The sequence below is a fragment of the Nitratireductor arenosus genome, from assembly GCF_009742725.1.
Taxonomy (GTDB): domain Bacteria; phylum Pseudomonadota; class Alphaproteobacteria; order Rhizobiales; family Rhizobiaceae; genus Mangrovimarina; species Mangrovimarina arenosa.
Window position 1 is genome coordinate 831143 of the sequence record NZ_WPHG01000001.1, and the last position, 16649, is coordinate 847791.

The 16649-nt window shown below is 65.2% G+C and carries 15 protein-coding genes and 1 riboswitch; of the genes, 6 read left to right on the forward strand and 9 right to left on the reverse strand.

What is annotated here, in order from left to right:
- Positions 1-7: 7 nt before the first annotated feature.
- Entirely contained in the window at positions 8-316 is a 309-nt protein-coding gene (locus tag GN330_RS03970) for a DUF1244 domain-containing protein (protein WP_156711344.1), read from the forward strand.
- On the opposite strand, the gene GN330_RS23680 is transcribed toward GN330_RS03970, so the two are convergent.
- Genes GN330_RS23680 through GN330_RS03985 form a run of 3 tightly spaced genes read right to left on the reverse strand, consistent with a single transcriptional unit; the run spans position 313 to position 3272 of the window.
- A complete protein-coding gene (locus GN330_RS23680; protein WP_343040239.1) occupies positions 313-783 on the reverse strand; it encodes a GNAT family N-acetyltransferase in 471 nt (156 codons plus the stop codon). The genes GN330_RS03970 and GN330_RS23680 overlap by 4 nt on opposite strands.
- Positions 784-788: 5 nt before the next feature.
- On the reverse strand, positions 789-2618 hold the full coding sequence (locus GN330_RS03980; protein ID WP_156711346.1) for an ABC-F family ATP-binding cassette domain-containing protein: 1830 nt from the start codon (positions 2616-2618) through the stop codon (positions 789-791).
- A 6-nt stretch (positions 2619-2624) separates the two neighbouring features.
- Positions 2625-3272, reverse strand: coding sequence for a thiamine diphosphokinase (locus tag GN330_RS03985; protein WP_156711347.1), 648 nt, complete (start codon positions 3270-3272; stop codon positions 2625-2627).
- Positions 3273-3406: 134 nt separating this feature from the next.
- Positions 3407-3528: riboswitch (TPP riboswitch) on the forward strand.
- Positions 3529-3570: 42 nt separating this feature from the next.
- Between GN330_RS03985 and thiB the strand changes: the two genes are divergently transcribed.
- The 4 genes from thiB (at position 3571) to GN330_RS04005 (ending at position 8640) form a co-directional block, all read left to right on the forward strand.
- The gene (gene thiB / locus GN330_RS03990) at positions 3571-4590 is read left to right on the forward strand and encodes a thiamine ABC transporter substrate binding subunit (RefSeq protein WP_156711348.1); all 1020 of its coding nucleotides are present in this window, start codon (positions 3571-3573) and stop codon (positions 4588-4590) included.
- Positions 4590-6191, forward strand: a complete 1602-nt coding sequence (gene thiP / locus GN330_RS03995; protein ID WP_156711349.1) for a thiamine/thiamine pyrophosphate ABC transporter permease — start codon at positions 4590-4592, stop codon at positions 6189-6191. Before thiB ends, thiP begins: the two co-directional genes overlap by 1 nt.
- A complete protein-coding gene (gene thiQ, locus GN330_RS04000; protein ID WP_425487155.1) occupies positions 6182-6931 on the forward strand; it encodes a thiamine ABC transporter ATP-binding protein in 750 nt (249 codons plus the stop codon). Before thiP ends, thiQ begins: the two co-directional genes overlap by 10 nt.
- Before the next feature lie 248 nt (positions 6932-7179).
- A complete protein-coding gene (locus tag GN330_RS04005; protein WP_156711351.1) occupies positions 7180-8640 on the forward strand; it encodes a M48 family metalloprotease in 1461 nt (486 codons plus the stop codon).
- 39 nt (positions 8641-8679) lie between these two features.
- On the opposite strand, the gene GN330_RS04010 is transcribed toward GN330_RS04005, so the two are convergent.
- Positions 8680-9549: an RNA polymerase factor sigma-32 gene (locus GN330_RS04010; RefSeq protein ID WP_156711352.1), complete on the reverse strand. Its 870-nt coding sequence runs from the start codon at positions 9547-9549 to the stop codon at positions 8680-8682.
- A gap of 165 nt (positions 9550-9714) precedes the next feature.
- Here GN330_RS04010 and GN330_RS04015 point away from each other — a divergent pair, with 165 nt between their 5' ends.
- Positions 9715-11505 carry an acyl-CoA dehydrogenase family protein gene (locus tag GN330_RS04015; protein ID WP_156711353.1) on the forward strand — a complete coding sequence of 597 codons (1791 nt, stop codon included), beginning with the start codon at positions 9715-9717 and terminating at the stop codon, positions 11503-11505.
- A 49-nt stretch (positions 11506-11554) separates the two neighbouring features.
- On the opposite strand, the gene GN330_RS04020 is transcribed toward GN330_RS04015, so the two are convergent.
- The 5 genes from GN330_RS04020 to GN330_RS04040 all read right to left on the reverse strand — a co-directional run bounded on the left by GN330_RS04020 (position 11555) and on the right by GN330_RS04040 (position 16382).
- Positions 11555-12802: a sensor histidine kinase gene (locus tag GN330_RS04020; protein WP_156711354.1), complete on the reverse strand. Its 1248-nt coding sequence runs from the start codon at positions 12800-12802 to the stop codon at positions 11555-11557.
- A 30-nt stretch (positions 12803-12832) separates the two neighbouring features.
- Positions 12833-13531, reverse strand: a complete 699-nt coding sequence (locus tag GN330_RS04025) for a response regulator (protein WP_156711355.1) — start codon at positions 13529-13531, stop codon at positions 12833-12835.
- A 42-nt stretch (positions 13532-13573) separates the two neighbouring features.
- Positions 13574-14116, reverse strand: a complete 543-nt coding sequence (locus GN330_RS04030; protein ID WP_156711356.1) for a Spy/CpxP family protein refolding chaperone — start codon at positions 14114-14116, stop codon at positions 13574-13576.
- A gap of 119 nt (positions 14117-14235) precedes the next feature.
- Positions 14236-15636 carry an adenylate/guanylate cyclase domain-containing protein gene (locus GN330_RS04035; RefSeq protein ID WP_156711357.1) on the reverse strand — a complete coding sequence of 467 codons (1401 nt, stop codon included), beginning with the start codon at positions 15634-15636 and terminating at the stop codon, positions 14236-14238.
- A gap of 173 nt (positions 15637-15809) precedes the next feature.
- A complete protein-coding gene (locus tag GN330_RS04040) occupies positions 15810-16382 on the reverse strand; it encodes a CarD family transcriptional regulator (RefSeq protein WP_156711358.1) in 573 nt (190 codons plus the stop codon).
- Positions 16383-16649: the final 267 nt, after the last annotated feature.

Below are 16649 nucleotides of genomic sequence, written 5' to 3' on the forward strand. Positions count from 1 at the left end.
CGATCACATGAATAAATTGACGCCAGAACAACAGCGCGACTTCGAGGCCGCCGCGTTCCGCGCCTTGCGCGATCATCTGCGCGCGCGCACCGATGTGCAGAATATCGACTTGATGAATCTGGCCGGCTTCTGCCGCAACTGCCTGTCGAACTGGTACCGCGACGCGGCCGAGGCCGACGGCGTCACGCTGTCGAAGGAAGACGCGCGCGAGATCGTCTACGGCATGCCCTACGAGGAATGGCGCGCGAAACACCAGACCGAGGCGTCCGCCGGTCAGAAGGCCGCTTTCAAAAAAAGCCACCCACGGCACGATTAGAAGTCAAGCACCAGGCGCGGCAGGAACCGGCCGGGGATCGAGCCCGAGGGCGACTGGCCGGCGTCGCGCGCGCCGTGCCTGCGGTAAAAGGCCGCCGCATCGGGGTCGGCCTCGATGATCATGCGCCGGGCGCCGCCTTGCCGGCACGCCGCCACCGCCCATGCGAACAGCATGCCTCCCACACCGCAGCCCATCGCCTCGGGAGCGACAAACAGTTTTTCCAGATCCGCCTCGTCATCGGCAAGCGCGATCTCGGCAACGCCGACGATCGCGCCGTCGCGCAGGGCAACCTGCAGCCGGTTCATTTCGAGGTCTGCCTCCGTCAGCGTGAGTTCCGCGCGGCAGGCCTCCATGAACGCCCGGTCATAGCCCCAATGCGCCTTGGACCGCAGGCACACAGCCGTCAGCAATCCGACCTCGCCCGGTCGCGGCGGCCGCAACGTCACCGCGGAGGCCGACCCGCGCACCGGCCTTACCCTTGCTCGACCGTCTCGCGCAGCATCTCCAGTTCCAGCCATTCCTCCTCCATGGCGGCCAGTTCCGCCTTCTTACCATCGAGCTTTGCGGCAATCCTGGCAAATCCTTCCGGATCGCGCACATAAAACTCCGGATCGGCGAGCCGGACTTCCAGTTTTTCGATCTCACTTTCGGCCTGATCGATCTTGCCCGGCAAGGTCTCGAGTGCGAATTTCTGCTTGTAGGAGAGTTTCCGGGCCGGTTGCCTGGCCGGCTGTGAACGCACGGCGGGAGACGTCGGACTGCTCTCGGATTTGGTTCCGCCTTTCTTGTCGGCGGCGCGAAGCGAAAAGCGCGCGCTACCGCGCTGGGCAAGCATGTCGGTGTAGCCGCCGGCATAGTCGACCCAGCGGCCGCTTCCCTCCGGGGCGATCGTGCTGGTCACCGTACGGTCGAGGAAGTCGCGATCGTGGGAGACCAGGATAACCGTGCCCGGGAAGCCGGCGACGAGTTCCTGCAATAGGTCGAGCGTCTCCATGTCGAGATCGTTGGTCGGCTCGTCGAGCACCAGCAGATTAGCCGGCCGCGCCAGAAGCCGCGCCAGGATGAGCCGCGCCTTCTCGCCGCCCGAGAGTTCCTGCACCGGCGTGCGCGCCTGTTCCGGCTTGAACAGGAAATCCTTCATATAGGAAACGACGTGGCGTTCCTCGCCATTGACGGAGACCGTCTCGCCGCGACCGTCAGTCAGAAAATGCGCCAGGGTCTCGTCCGGGTCGAGCGCGTCGCGCCGCTGGTCGAGCGTGGCGATCTCCAGATTGACCCCGAGCCGGACCGTGCCGCTGTCCGGCGCGAGGTCTCCGATCAGCATCTTCAGGAGCGTGGTCTTGCCGGCCCCGTTCGGGCCGACCAGGCCGATCCGATCGCCGCGCTGGATGCGGATCGAGAAATTGTCGACCACGGCCGGGCCTTCGAAGCGTTTGGCGATCGCCTTGGCCTCGATGACGAGCTTGCCCGAATCCGCCGCGTCGCTGGCGACCAGCTTGGCGGCGCCCTCCGCGCCGTGATGACTGCGAAACCGCTCGCGCAGCGTGGTCAATTCGCCAAGGCGGCGCATATTGCGCTTGCGCCGCGCGGTCACGCCGTAGCGCAGCCAATGCTCCTCGCGCACGATCTGGCGGCCAAGCTTGTGCTGCTCACGCTCCTCCTCCTCCAGGAGCGTGTCGCGCCAGGCCTCGAAATGGGCGAACCCCTTGTCGAGGCGCCGCGCCGCGCCCCGGTCGAGCCACACGGTCGCGCGCGTCACCGTCTCCAGGAAACGCCGGTCGTGCGAGATCACGACCGCCGCCGAAGTGGTCCGCGACAGCTCGTCTTCCAGCCATTCGATCGTCGACAGGTCGAGATGGTTGGTCGGCTCGTCGAGCAGGAGAATGTCCGGTTCGGGTGCAAGAACCCGGGCAAGCGCGGCCCGGCGCGCCTCACCGCCCGAAAGCCGCTGCGGATCCGCACCCGCCTCAAGGCCCAGACTTTCGATCAGATAGGCCGCGCGATACGGATCATCCGCCGGGCCGAGCCCAGCCTCGACATAGGCCTCGACGGTAGAAAATCCTTCGAAATCCGGCGCCTGCGGCAGGTAACGGACCGTCACTGCGGGGTGGCGAAACACCTCGCCGTCCTGCGGCTCTACCAGGCCGGCCGCGATCTTCAGCAAGGTCGACTTGCCCGAACCGTTGCGCCCGACAAGCGCAATCTTTTCGCCCGGCGCGACCGAAAGCGTCACATCGTCGAGCAGCGGCGTGCCGCCGAAGGTAAGTCGGATTGCGTCGAGGCGCAGCAGCGGTGGAGCCATGAGTGGTCAGTCCGCCTTTGTCGATTGCGGATGGGCGAGCAGCATCGCGCGCCCCGTGTCGAGGCAAAGGCGAAGCGGCCCGGCCACCTCGTTCGACAGGGTCAATGAAGACCCGAACGCGATCTCGACATCGTCGAGCGGCCATTTCGCGCCCTTGACGCTGAGACCCGACAACCCGGAAAAGGCGAGGATGCTGAACAGCGTACCGGGCGCGTAGTCGTAATGCGCCTCCGCCCCGGCAAGAAGCGGATGGCCCTCCTCAACGCCGCTTGTAAGCATGGTCGCCACGCCGCGTTCGGCCAGCCTGATCGCCGCCGTCATGTGCAGGAAAGCGTGGTCGGCGCGCGGACCGCCGAACGCACCCACCAGAACCAGCGCGGTCGCGCCCCTGGCCAGCGCCGCCTCGATGGCGAGTTCGCCGTCGGTCTGGTCCTTGTCCGGCGGAAAGACCTCGCGCGCAACCGCGCCGTGGCGGGCGATCTCGGCTTGCGAGACCGAATCGAAATCGCCGACCCACAGTTCCGGCTCGATCCCGAGCCGGGCCGCGTGGCGCATGCCGGAATCGGCTGCGAGCACGCGCGTGCCGGCAAGCGCGGCGTCGAGGCGCGGCGTGCGAACGACGTCGCCGCCGAGAAGGATGGCAAATCGGCTCATGCCGAGCCCCAGTATCAAGGACCGGTGCCGAGAGGAAGCCCACGCGGGTCAACTCGACTGTTTCGGAGCGACCAAACCGCGCGTGCGGTTTTCCCGGCCGGCTTGCAAGGGGTCTCGCGACGTCTTATGAAGCCGGTGCTCTAACGGGGTGCCACGGCATGTTTTGCCGGGGCTGAGAGGCATTCGGGTACGTCCCGGCCAACCCGCCGAACCTGATCCGGTTTGTACCGGCGGAGGGATTAGACGCTCGTTGCAAAGCGCCTGATTTCCCTTTCAACACGAACGAGAGGAGGCGCTCATGCGCGCACTAAGACCCATGACGATGTTGACAACCGGCCTGACCGCCCTGCTGCTTGCCCAGCCGGCAGCCGCGCAGGACGTCAAAAACAAGGTCACCGTTTACACCTATGAGAGCTTCACCGCCGAGTGGGGGCCCGGCCCGCTGGTGGAAAATGCCTTCGAGGCCGAATGCGCCTGTGATCTGGAATTCGTCTCGGTCGCCGACGGCGTCGCCCTGCTGAACCGGCTGCGCCTGGAAGGCGACGCCGCCAGGGCCGACATCGTGCTCGGGCTCGATACCAATCTCGTCGTCGACGCCAAGCAGACTGGACTGTTCGCCCCGCACGGGATCGACACCGCGGCCGTCTCGGTTCCCGGCGGTTATACCGACGAATTTTTCGTGCCCTATGATTACGGTTATTTCGCCGTCGTCTACGACAGCGAGGTGATCCAGGATCCGCCCGCGAGCCTGAAGGCGCTGGTCGAGGGCGACAGCGAGGAAAAGATCGTCATCCAGGATCCGCGCACCTCCACACCCGGCCTTGGCCTGTTGTTATGGGTGAAGTCGGTCTATGGCGAAGACGCCGCCGCGGCCTGGGAGAAGCTCTCCGACCGCGTTCTGACCGTGACGCCCGGCTGGAGCGAGGCCTATGGGCTGTTCACCAGCGGCGAAGCGCCGATGGTGCTGTCCTACACGACCTCGCCCGCCTATCACATGATCGCCGAAGACGCCGACCGCTACCGGGCCGCAGCGTTCTCTGAAGGCCATTATCTGCAGATCGAGATCGCCGGCCTGACCCGTAAAGGAGCGGAAAACCCGCTCGCGCGTGCGTTTCTTTCCTTCATGACCGGGCCCGCCTTCCAGGATGTCATTCCCGAGACCAACTGGATGTTTCCGGCCGGAGAGACCTCGAAACCGCTCGATCCGGCCTTCGATAAGCTGGTTCAGCCGCAAGAGAGCCTGCTGTTCAGCCCCGAGGACGTGGCCGAAAACCGCGACGCGTGGGTCGATGAGTGGCTCGCCGTCATGAGCCGCTGATGACAGCCGGCCCTCCCCGGGCCGGCTTCGCCGCGCTCGCCTTCATCGCGCTGCTGGTGGCGGGCGCGGGCGCCGGTCTGCTGTTAGAGGCGATGCGCGCGCCACAGGCGCTTGTCGCCGCGCCCGACGCCTATCTGCTGCGCGTTGTGCGCTTCACGCTGTGGCAAGCCCTACTGTCGACCGTGCTGTCGGTCGTGCCGGCGATCTTCGTGGCGCGCGCGCTGGCACGTCATCCAGCCTTTCCCGGCCGCACCCTAGTGCTGCGGCTGTTCGCGCTGCCGCTGGCCTTGCCGCCGCTGGTCGCCGCTCTCGGCATTCTGGCGCTGTTCGGCCGTTCGGGCCTGATCGCCGATCTTTATGCCGCGCTGGGCGTCGGGCGCTGGCCGGGCGCCTACGGTCTGGCCGGGATCCTGGTGGCCCATACCTTCTTCAACCTACCGCTCGCCACCCGTTTCCTGTTGCAGGCGCTCGACACCGTGCCGGCCGACCAGTGGCGGCTGGCCAGTCAGCTCGGCATGAACGCCCGCGCCCGTTTTCGCTTCATCGAATGGCCGGCGATCCGCGCCAGCCTCGGCGGCGTTGCGGGCATCGTCTTCATGCTATGCGTCACCTCCTTCACCATCGTCCTGGTACTGGGTGGCGGGCCGGCCGCGACCACGCTCGAAGTGGCGATCTACCAGGCGCTGCGCTTCGATTTCGATCCCGCGCGCGCTCTGGTCCTGACCGCGCTGCAACTCGCCCTGACCGGATTTGCCCTCTATTTGCTTTTCCGCCTCGGCGCGGACCTGACCGCCGAGGCCAATCCTTCGGTTTCAGCGCGGCGCTTCTCCGCGCCCGGAACCGGCGAACGCCTCGCCAATCTCTGCCTGATCGCGCTCGCCGCCACCTATGTCGCCGCGCCGCTGGCGGCTGTTCTGGTCGCCGGGCTGCGGGCCGACCTGCCGCGCCTGGCCGGCGAGGCAGCCGTTCATCGTGCCGCCGCGACCAGCCTCGTCCTGGCGGTCTGCGCTGCGGTCTTATGCCTGATGCTGACTTACGCGCTCGTCAGGACGCGCCACGCGCTGGCAGGCGCGCGCGCGGCAAACCCGGCCTCGCTCGCCGAACGCGCCATGGACCAGGGCGCCAGCCTGGTGCTTGTCGTGCCGCCGATCGTCCTGGGCGCGGGTTGGTTCGTCCTGTTGCGCCACTTCGCCAACGCCTTCGCCATCGCTCCGATCATGGTGATCACCGTCAATGCGGTGATGGCGATACCGTTCGCGCTCAGGGCGCTGCGCCCGGCCCACGATGCGGCGGCCGAAAGCCACGACCGGCTCTGCGCCAGTCTGGGCATCACCGGCTTCACCCGGTTGCGGCTGATCGACTGGCCCGCGCTGAGACGCCCGCTTCTGACCGCCTTCGCCTTCGCCATGGCACTGTCGCTCGGCGACCTCGGCGTGATCGCGCTGTTCGGCAGCGACCAGGTGCAGACATTGCCCTATCTGCTGTTCGCGCGTCTGGGCAGTTACCGCACCGCCGACGCGGCCGGGCTCGCGCTGGTGCTGGCGGTATTGTGCTTCGCTCTAATGCTGCTGGTCGACCAGCGCGGGAGGACATCACCCTGACCCGTACCGACACCGGTCCCCCCACCGACATCGTTCTCGACCGGGTGGGCTTCGCCTATCCCGGCGGTACGGAGATGATTTTCGATCTTAACGTGCCCGCCGGGCAGGTTCTCGCCCTGATGGGCCCCAGCGGGTCGGGCAAGTCGACGCTGTTGTCGCTGATTGCCGGCTTCGAGACGCCGCGATCCGGCCGCATCCTGATCGGCGGCCGCGATGTCACGGCATTGTCGCCGGCCGCGCGGCCGGTCACGATGGTGTTTCAGGAAAACAACCTGTTCGCCCATCTCGACGTCGCCGCGAATGTCGGGCTCGGCCGCGCGCCCAATCTGCGCCTCACCGAGTCTGACCACGTCGACGTGGCCGCGGCCCTTGCCCAGGTCGGCCTTGCCGGCAAGGAAAAGCGCCTGCCGCGCGAGCTGTCGGGCGGCGAACGGCAGCGCGTCGCGCTCGCCCGGGTTTTCGTACGCAATCGCCCCGTCCTGCTGCTCGACGAGCCCTTCGCCTCGCTGGGACCGGCCCTGCGCCAGGATATGCTCGCGATCGTGGCCGACCTTCAGCGAAAAACCGGCATGACAGTGGTCATGGTGACCCACAATCCCGACGACGCGCGCGCCATCGCGCCGCATCTCGCCTTCCTCGAGCATGGCCAGGTGGTTGAAACCGGCGCGACCGACCACATGTTTTCACACAAAGGCGGCGCGGCGCTGGGACGTTATCTCGGCGATACGCCGTCAAAATGACGAATATCGGCCTCCGGTAACGGAAAGTTGCCCGCATGCCGCCAAAATTGTACGCCACATATGTGGCGTTGCAAAAAAAGCGCTGGCGATATCGTTGATCATGGCGCATGGCCGAAACGGGTATGACCCGCACCGGGCATCGCATATCGTTTGAAAGCGCCGCGTTTCGCCAGGCCAGGAAAGGGATCGTTCTGTCCACGACATGTCAGCCAACCCTAGCGGGGCATCTGCCGGTGTTCCCCGCCCGCATGGCGCGCCGTCTCGCCGGCGTGCTCGCGCTTGCACTGTGGGTTGGCGGCTGCCAGAGCCTGGATGGCGGCATAAGCGAGCAGGCTTTCGTTCCTTCCACCAATCCGGTGACCGTCGACACGGTAACGCGCAACGACCGGATGGTGGAATTGGCGCGCGCCCAGCACCCCCGCATCCTGGCGACCTATGGCGGCGAATATTCCGACCCGAAGCTCGAGCGTATGGTCGCCAAGGTTGTCGGCAGCCTGACGCTGGTTTCCGGCAGCCCCGACCAAACCTATCAGATCACTATCCTGAACTCTCCCAACGTCAACGCCTTCGCCTTGCCTGGAGGCTTCCTCTACGTGACGCGCGGGCTGCTGGCGCTCGCCAATGATTCGGCCGAGCTAGCCGCCGTCATCGCACACGAAATGGGTCATGTTACCGCCAATCACGGTCTTCAGCGACAGCAGAAGGAAGCCGAAGAACTGTTGGCTTCCAAGGTTGTCAGCGACGTTCTCGGCGGCAATCAGGTCGCCAAGGCCGCCCTGGTGCGCGGCAAGCTGCGTCTGGCACAATTCTCGCGCAACCAGGAACTGGAGGCCGACAAGATCGGCATCGGCATGATCGCTGAAGCCGGGTACGACCCCTATGCGGCCGCGCGCTTTCTACAGTCGATGGCTTCCTATTCCGATTTCCGCAGCATAAGCGGCGCCACCGACGCCAGCCTCGACTTCCTCGCCTCGCATCCGAACGCACCCCAACGCATCGATCTGGCGCGCGGCCATGCGCAGCGCCAGGCGCAGGCCGGCGCCGACGGCCGTGATCGCGATTCCTTCCTCGACGGGATCGACGGCATGCTGTTCGGCGATACACCCGAAGAAGGGTTCGTGCGCGGCAGTGACTTCCTGCATCCGCGCCTCGGCATAGCCTTCACCGTTCCCGACGGCTTCGTTATCGACAATTCTGCCACCGCCGTCACCGCTGCCGGTCCGGGTGATGTCGCCATCCGCTTCGACGGCGTGACGCTTAAGCGCAGCGTTTCGCTCGAGGATTATCTGAAATCCGGCTGGGTCACCGGACTCGATCAAGGCAGCATCCGCTCGATCAAAATCAATGGCAACGAGGCCGCGACCGCCCGTGCGCGCGCCGAGGGCTGGCAGTTCCACATCGCAGTCTTCCGCGCCGGCGGTCAGGCATACCGCCTGCTGACGGCCGCACCGCAGGCAAGCAGCGCCCTGCTGCCGACGGCGAACACCGTGGCCGGTAGCTTCCGGATTCTCAGCGCCTCCGAACGGCGCAACCTCAAGCCTCTGCGCGTGCGGGTGGTGACGGTCAAGCCCGGAGAGACGGCGGGAACGCTCGCCGCGGGCATGAACGGTGTGGGGCGTGCGCTTGAGATGTTCCGACTGTTGAACGCGATGCCGCCCGGCGCCGGCGTTTCGGCCGGCGACCGGGTGAAGATCATCACCGACCGCTGATATTGTCTTATCGGCCCCGGAGCTGGGCCGCCGAGAACTTTACGTCACGAATGGCGCTGCATCCGGATGGCGCTCAAGCAAGGCGATCTTCAGTTTCGCCAGCGCCCGGTTTTCGATCTGACGCACGCGCTCCTTGGAAACGCCGAGCCTGTCTCCGAGGCTTTCCAGCGTCGCTCCGCTCTCTCGCAGGCGACGCCTTTCGATGATCTCGCGCTCGCGCGGGTCCAGAAACTCCATCGCCTCACGGAGCCAACGGCTGCGGCGCTCGCCGTCAATCGTGCCGCCGACGGTTTGATCCTGCAAAGGCGCGTCCGAAACCAGAAGATCCTGACGCTCCCCGCTCGGCCCGTCATCCCTGTCGCCAACAGGCGTGTTGAGCGATTGGTCCGGGGCGGAAAGCCGCGCATCCATCAGCGCCACATCCGCCGACGACACGCCGATCGTACTCGCGATTCGATCGAACAGGACCCTGTCGGGCGCGCCGGGGACCAGGCGCGCGAGCTTGGCGCGCAAACGTCTGAGGCCAAAAAACAGGGCCTTTTGCGAGGAGCTGGTGCCGCCGCGCACGATCGACCAGTTGCGCAGGATGAAGTCCTGCATCGACGCGCGGATCCACCACGCCGCGTAGGTCGAAAAGCGTACGCCTCGACCGGGATCGAACCTGGCGGCGGCCTCCAGCAACCCAACGTGCCCCTCCTGGATGAGTTCGCTCATCGGCAGCCCGTAGCGGCGAAACTTGGCGGCCATCGAGATGACGAGGCGCATATGCGCCACGACCACCTCGTGCAGCGCCTCTTGGTCCTGCCGTTCCTTCCAGCGCACCGTGAGCGCGTGTTCGTGTTCGCGCTGAAGATAGGGTGCCTTCATCGCCGCCCGCACCAGGCTGTTGTTCGCGATCTGTCTGCTCATGCGGCCCTCCGCTTGCGATGGCATACGCCACGTTCTACGCTTCCGCGGCCAGTCTGGATCAGCCGAACGCGGCGCGTTTAGAGAGCGTTGCCCTTGCCGGGATTATTGGTGCCAGGGGCGAGCCGGTCGGTTTGTGGTAAAACGCGGAAAAACGGCATTCGTTGCATGATCACCATCGACCGGACCGACCTCGCCTTTCAACTGCACGACCTGCTCGACACGGCGCGGCTTGCCGCGCATTCGCGTTTCGCCGACTATGATCGCGCCGCGATCGATGGCGTCCTCGACACGGCGGAACGGATCGCGATCAACCATTTCCTACCGCACGCGGCCTTGCTCGACGAAAACGAACCCGCCTTCGTCGACGGCAAGGTGGTCATGGATGACGCGGTGGGCGAAGCGTTACGGCATTTTCGCGAGGCCGGCTTCTTCGGCGCCGCCTTCGACCGTGAATGGGGCGGGATGCAAATGCCGGAGACGGTCCGCCAAGCGGCCTCGTTCATATTCATGATGGCCAATATAGGCACCTCCGGCTATCCCTTTCTGACCGCGGGCGCCGCCAATCTGCTCGCCAGTTTCGGAACCGTCGAGCAGAAAGAGCGGTTTCTGCGCCCGATGGTCGAGGGCCGCTTCTACGGAACGATGTGCCTGTCCGAGCCGCAAGCCGGCTCCTCGCTTGGCGACATCGTCACCAGCGCGTCGCCGGCCGACGACGGCAGCTACCGGATTTCCGGCCGCAAGATGTGGATTTCGGGCGGCGACCAGGAGATTTCGGACAATATCGTCCACATGGTGCTCGCCCGCATCGAGGGCGCACCGCCCGGCGTGAAGGGCATATCCCTGTTCATCGTACCCAAATATCGTCTCGACCCCGATGGCATGGCCAGTGAGCGCAATGGCGTCGTCTTGGCCGGCCTCAATCACAAGATGGGGTATCGCGGCACGACCAACACCCTGCTTCATTTTGGCGAGGACGAGCCCGCGATCGGCTATCTGCTCGGCGAACCGCATCGCGGCCTCGCCTACATGTTCCAGATGATGAACGAGGCGCGGATCGGCGTCGGCCTCGGCGCGGTGGCGCTGGCCGCGGCGGGATATCGCGCATCGCTTGCTTACGCCCGCGAGCGCCCGCAAGGACGCCATCCCGACGGCAAGGATCCATCCGGCCCGCCAGTGGCGATCATCGAGCACGCCGACATCAAACGCCTGCTTCTGGCCCAGAAGGCGGCCGTCGAAGGCGCGCTCGCGCTGGTGCTCTATTCGGCCGACCTGGTCGACCGTATCCGCGAGGCCGAGGATGAGCAGGCCCGCCGCGAGGACGAACTCCTGCTCGACCTCTTGACGCCGCTCGTGAAATCCTGGCCCTCCGAATATTGTCTTGAGGCCAACAAACACGCGATCCAGGTGCTGGGTGGTTATGGCTATACGCGCGACTATCCGGTCGAGCGGCTTTATCGCGACAACCGGCTGAACCCGATTCACGAAGGCACGCACGGGATCCAGGGCATGGATCTCCTTGGCCGCAAGATCACGCAAGCCGGTGGTGCCGGCGTCAGGACGCTGGCCGAGCGCGTCATGGCCGACATTAAGATGGCGCATACGCTGGACGGGCTCGCCGGCTTCGCCGAGACGCTGGCCACTCATCTCTCCGAAACGGTCGCCACCACCGGCAGACTTGCCCACGCCGTCGGGAAAAATCCGCGGCTGGGGCTTGCCAATGCGACGATCTATCTCGACATGCTCGGTCATGTCGTGATCGCCTGGATGTGGCTGAGGCAGGCGGTGGCCGCCGTCGGAAAGCGCGCGAACGGCGACGGCGATCCCGACTTCCTCGACGGCAAACTCGCCGCCTGCCGTTATTTCTTCGCGCATGAACTGCCGGCCACGCGCGTCAAGCGCGACCTTCTCGACAGTCTCGACGACACGACGCTGTCAATGAAACCCGACTGGTTCTGAACGTCTTGGCCGAGCGCCCGTAGGAGCCGCCTCAAAACCCGCCTCGGCGTTACGCCCGATGCGGGAAGTCCACCACGAACCGCGCCCCGCCGCCCTCCGGCGTTTCGAGCCGCACGCTCGCGCCGTGATGATTCGCGATCTGGCGCACGAGCGACAGACCGAGCCCCCAGCCGCCCGCCGTCTCGCTGCGGCCGGCCGGCCGGTAGAACGGCTCGAACACCCTTGCGCTTTCGCTCTCCGGAACGCCCTTGCCATGATCCTCGACGCTCAACCGGACAAACTCCGGCGTCTGCACCACACTGGCCGTCACCGGGCGGGCGCCGTGACGCAGCGCGTTCTGCATAAGATTGCGCACCAGACGAGTGATCAGGCGCGGCTCGCCGGTGATCTGCGCCGGCCGGCCGCCGACCGAAACCTGCTGGCGCGCGCCCTCTTCCGTGACCAGTGCCAGCAGATCCAGCGTCTGGCTGTTTTCCAGCCGCTCGAGATGGGCGAGCCGGCTTGCCAGCAGAATCTCGTCGACCAGTTCGTCGACCTCGGCCAGGTTGCGAACGATTTCCTGCTTGGTGGTCTCTGCCGGCGAACGCTCGTAAAGGTCGATTGCCATGCGCAGCCGGGCGAGCGGCGAGCGCAGTTCATGACTGGCATTGGCGAGCAGGCTGCGGTGGGCGAGGATCAGACGCTCGATCTGGGCCGCTGCGCGGTTGAAGCTTTTTGCCACGGCGGCGACCTCGTCGCGGCCGCGATCGTCGACGCGCGTCATCAGCGCCCCCTCGCCCCAGGCGTCGACCCCCCGTCGCAGCCGTTCCAGACGCCGCGTCAATTGCCGCACGACCGGGTAGGCAGCGATACCGATCACGCCGGCGATCAATGCCAGATAGGCGATCGGATTACGGCCGGAAGGTCCGAACGGCCTGTCCATGCGCGCGGCCAGCGCGCGCCCGTCAGGAAGCCGCATGACGAAGACATGTCCATCCTCGCGCCGCGCGTGCCGACCGTGCCGGTCCAGCACCACCGCGTCGATCGGCGCGCCGGCGCGAGCCAGAACGAGGCCGTCCCGGTCGAACAGGGTAAGATCGGTATCGAACGTCTCGGAAAGACGTCTTAGCGTCGCCGCGATTTCCTCCGGCCTGCCGTCGGCTGGCAGGATCGCCGCCACGAACAGGTCACGCTGGGCGCGCCAGCCAGTGTCGCGTTCGTCCAGGCCGATACGCACAACGACGGCGCCAACGACCGCCACGACCGCGAGGCTCGCCAGCAAGGTCAGGTATATCTTGAGAAAAAGACTGCCGCGCATGAGCCGATTCCGGTCGAGACAACGAGAAAACTAGATATCGTCCTGGTAGCGCGCGAAGACGTAGCCGGCCCCACGCACGGTGATCAGCCGGCGCGGATGTTTCGGATCAGCCTCGATCGCGGCGCGGATGCGCGAAACATGCACGTCGATCGATCGGTCGAACGCCTCAAGTTCCTCGCCGCGCGTCATGTCCATGAGCTGGTCGCGCGACAGGGTCCGCCCAGCGTTCCTGGCCAGCGTCAGGAGAAGGTCGAACTGGTGGCTGGTCAACCTGCTTTCGGTCCCGTCGAGCCGCACCGCACGCGAGCCCGGATCGATCTCCAACCGCCCGAAGCGCAGCACGCGCTCGGCGCCGGTCCCGCCGCCATGGCGCCGGCGCAGGATCGCCTTGAGTCTAGCCAGCAATTCGCGCGGGTTGAACGGTTTCGGCAGATAGTCGTCCGCACCGAGCTCGAGCCCGACGATACGGTCGGTCTCCTCGCCCTTCGCCGTCAGCATCAGCACCGGCACATCTGACACGGCGCGGATGCGTCGGCAGGCCTCGAACCCGTCGACGTCCGGAAGCATGATGTCGAGAATGACGGCGTCGGGTGCCCGCCTTTGCAGGTCGGACAGCCCTTCCGCCGCGGTTTCGGCTGTCCGCACGTCAAATCCGTTTCCGGCCAGATAATCAGCCAGCATGGCGGACAGGCGGGTATCGTCGTCGACGATCAACACCTGTTCCGTCATGCCCGGCTTCCTTCCATGACCACCGGCCCCAAAGCCGTTCCGTCAGCGGCGATGATGCTTGCCGCGCTTCTCGATATGCTCTGCGAGCTTGGCGCGCTGCTCCGGCGTCAAAACCTCGGCGGCGTCGAGCATTGCCGCCGTCATCTTGCGCGAGGCTTCGTCCATCGCCTGCACCCGCTCGCCACGCAGCTTTTCGGCCGCCTCGCGATCGATGGTCGGCGCGCTGATGATATTGACTATATCCTTGCGCGTGTCACGGAATTCGCGGATCATCGGCCGCAATTCGGCGCGCGCGGCGTCGATAATTTCCCACAATTTGTCCTGCTGCTCGTCGGTCGCGCCAATCTCGTCAAGCATGTGACCCATCCGCCGTTCCATGATGAAACCACCCATGCGGGCCTTCAGGACCTGGCCGCCCATGTGTCCGTCCGAAGCCCCGAAACCGCCACCGGCCGTCGCTACAAGGCCGGTCCCGGCGATCGCAGCCAGCGCCAGCCCGCCCACGATCGCACCGCGCATCCAGCCGCCCGAGCGCGGCGTGCCGCCGTTGATCGAATCGTCGAAATGATGATTGTCGTCTTGCATGGTCTTGATCCTCTGTTCGGCAGCATCATCGCTGCGATGGGATCAGACTAGGCCGCCAACGTTTCGCTCCTTCCCGGCCAATGTAAAGAAATGTGAAGCCGCATCGTGCCCGTGCGGGCCTATCGCGATACCCGACCGCCGCCGGCCTCCAGGATCGGCACCGTGTCGAGCGCGGGAAGCGACAACACCATGACATCGACCTCGTTGTCCATTCCCTCGACCGCCACGCGGCGCGGCGCAGCGCTGAACCGCCCGTCGTAACCCTGCTCGATCCCCAGCCGCCAACTCGCGGCTTCCACGATGCAGACGCTCCCGAGATGCTTGTTCAGCTTTTCGAGCTTCGCCGCAAGGTTGACAGGCGAGCCGATCACGGTCATCTCCAGACGTTCGTCGCGCCCGACCGTTCCCCAACTGACGGGGCCGGAAGCGACGCCGATACCGATTTCGAGCGGGCCGCCGCAACCGGCAAAGTCAGGCTCCAGCAACCAACTGCGCGCGTCGCGCAGGATCGCCTCCGCCGCCCTCAATGCGTCGGCGGCTAAGGTTTCGCTGATCCGCCCAAGCCCGAAGCCGGCCAGGATGCCGTCTCCGATGAACTTGTCGATGACGCCGCCCTCGGCATGGACGAGCGGAAGTACGCGACCCTGATAGGCGGCAAGAATGCGCATAACAGTGTCGGGGTCGCATCGTTCCGCGATCTTGGTGAAGCCGCGAATGTCGACGGTCAATACCGCCACGTGCTGGCGCTCGGCCTTGCCCGGCACCAGCCTTTCGTTCGCAAAGCGGATGTTGCGGGCGACCGGCGCGTCGAAGAAGCGCGCGAACTCAGCGGCGGCAATCCCCTCCGTCATGGCGGTAACGAGGAAATTGCGCGACCCGTTCACCGCCAAGGCCAGCACCGCCGTGACCAACAAGATGGACAGGAGCTTGTCGATCTCAGCGCCGATCAGGATTGAATTCGAGGTCAGGTAGTCGACGTAAGAACGCGTGAGCATGCTGTCATGGGGATCTATGCGCGTGACATACACCATGATCGCGGCCCAGCCGGCCATCGCGGCAAAGCCTGCGAACAGCACGAATTTCGGGTTGAAGCGCAGCGCACGGATGGCGATGAAGATGAAGACGTAAAGCAGGGCCGGGGCCTTGAGGACAAAAGTCGCCGGTTGCTCGTACTGGATGTGGAAGCTGACCATCAGCCCGTAGAGCAGGGCGAAATCGAAAATGATGGAAACATAGCTCGCCCAGTCCGGCGGCTCACGAAAATAGCACCATACGATGCCGATCAACGACAGCGCGAGATAGGTGGCGAGCACATAGGGTGCGATCGCCATCGCGCCGTCGGGATGTGTTTTGGGCGAAACGGCGTAGATCACGCAGAAAATCGCGATGATGGTGAGCTGGATCGACCGCAACAGAAGCTCGTTGGCCCAGTCCCGCTCGCGAATCCGGTCGTGGATGCGCGTCGGAAGCGAGGACAGGTCCGGTGTGGAGAGAAATGTTCGGCGCGCGTCGCTCAGCAAGGTCCGAACTCCCGGAAAACCGATCCTGGTCGCAAGTGATCTTACAGCCGATCCGCTTCACCGGAGTTCACATCGGTGCGGGTATCCGTGATCGGCGCGGTGCCTCCGCCCGGAACGAAATAAGCCCGGTCGGATCCGACCGGGCTTATTTGGAAAAGCGCGAGAAGGAGGGCTTAAGCTGCTTCTTCCTGTTCGGAATCCTCATTGTCGGCCTTGGCGCCGCGACGCGGACCCTTGGCAAGATTGGCCTCGATCAGGCGAACCGCCTCGGTCTCCGACATCTTGTTGACGGCGGCGATTTCGCGCGCCATGCGGTCGAGCGCGGCCTCGTAGAGCTGGCGTTCCGAATAGGACTGTTCCGGCTGGTTCTCGGCACGATAGAGGTCGCGCACCACTTCCGAAATCGAGATCAGATCGCCCGAATTGATCTTCGCGTCGTATTCCTGCGCGCGGCGCGACCACATGGTGCGCTTGACGCGCGCGCGGCCCTGCACGACCTTCAATGCACGCTCGACATAATCGGTTTCGGCTAGCTTGCGCATGCCTACCGACGTGGCCTTGGCGACCGGCACTTTCAGCCGCATCTTGTCCTTCTGAAAGTCGATCACGAACAGTTCCAGCTTATGTCCGGCAACCTCCTGCTCCTCGATCGCGACAATCTGTCCCACGCCGTGCGCGGGATAGACGATGAATTCCGCGGTCTTGAAGCCCTGGCGGCTTGCGCTTTTCTTCTGCTGGGATGCCATACGCCCTAAACTCCTTGTTTGCGGCTCCGGCTTTTGTGCCGGATTCCTGCCCCGAACGACGAAATGACGTCCGAAACCCTGATAGGGGCGCAAAAAGTAACGTTTCCGGCAAACGGAAGGCGATCGGCGCACAGGCGTTTAACCTGGCCAAGTCGCCTCGGACCGGAAACTGTAAGCACCTTTCGATGATTAAGGTTTTTGCGCCATCAAAAGACGAGGTAACGCCTGTAGGATGGTCACTTCTAACACAATTATGCGAAAGAATCA